A 1,128-nucleotide genomic window follows, 5' to 3' on the forward strand; every position below is an offset into this window, starting at 1 on the left:
TCCCCAGTTTCATGGGACTGGGATTCACAAGCGCTCCTATCTTTTTTTGTCCAGACTCTTTTATCTTTGGTGCTTTTATAAAAACTATAAACTGTTTTCTAGGGTAGATATTCTTTATAAGAAACACCATGGGGATCCCAGTTTCATCTCATCAATATGAAAATTCATCAATGGTCTTGGGCTATGTTTGCGGCTTTTCCCATCATTGGTGGTTTAAAATGATCTTCAATTAAAGTCTTTTTTTCATCTATTAAATGACTTGGATAGGGTGTTCTTTTTTCTCCTATCCATATCTTTTAATCTATTTATTTTAAATTCTGAAGACAGGGGCTTATAAATTCTTTATTCTTCATAAGCTTTGCTCTTTATACCCTCCTTTTACCAAGAAAACTATGTTTAATCCATTGATCTTTTCTTAAATCTTATAGCCTTTTACTCACTCACGTTACAACGCTTTAATTACAATCTCCTTTTATTCTAAATGGCAAAACCGTCTAAGAATACACTCTAAAAATGCCTATTTTCTTTTTTGACACACCAAAGCAGAAAAAAAACTCTAACTGGGATAGTTAGGTAGATTAGTTCAAAAATTTTGCTAATATTAAAGTTAACCAATCAATACATCACTTATATGTTAAAAGAGCCACAAAACTTTCTTCCCAGAGCAGCGCAAGCTTTAAGAATTTTGGCTATGGATAGTGTGGAACGCGCCGGCTCGGGCCATCCAGGAATGGCTATGGGGATGGCAGATGTTATGGCGGTTCTTGCCTCTTTTCACTTAAGATGGGACCCTGAAGATATTCAATGGCCAGATCGAGATCGCTTCGTACTTTCAGCTGGCCATGGTGCATTGTTATGGTATACAGTGCTGTATATGTGGGGTGCGCTTTCCTTAGAGGAACTAAAACGGTATCGTCAGTATGGGAGTCAAACTCCAGGTCATCCTGAACGGGGACATCCTCTGGGAACGGAAGTTACTACGGGACCTCTAGGACAAGGGATAGCTAACGGTGTGGGGATGGCACTCAGTGAATCTTTGTTGCGCAAAGAATTTGGTCAAGACCTCGTGAATCACCACACCTACGTTATGCTAGGGGATGGGTGTTTAATGGAAGGGGTAGCTCAAGA

Annotated in this window: 1 pseudogene; it reads left to right on the forward strand. The window is 39.3% G+C overall.

What is annotated here, in order from left to right:
• Window positions 1-631 precede the first annotated feature (631 nt).
• A pseudogene (locus HCUR_RS00620) lies at window positions 632-1,128 on the forward strand (transketolase); the annotation flags it as partial.

The organism is Holospora curviuscula, assembly GCF_002930195.1.
Taxonomy (GTDB): domain Bacteria; phylum Pseudomonadota; class Alphaproteobacteria; order Holosporales; family Holosporaceae; genus Holospora; species Holospora curviuscula.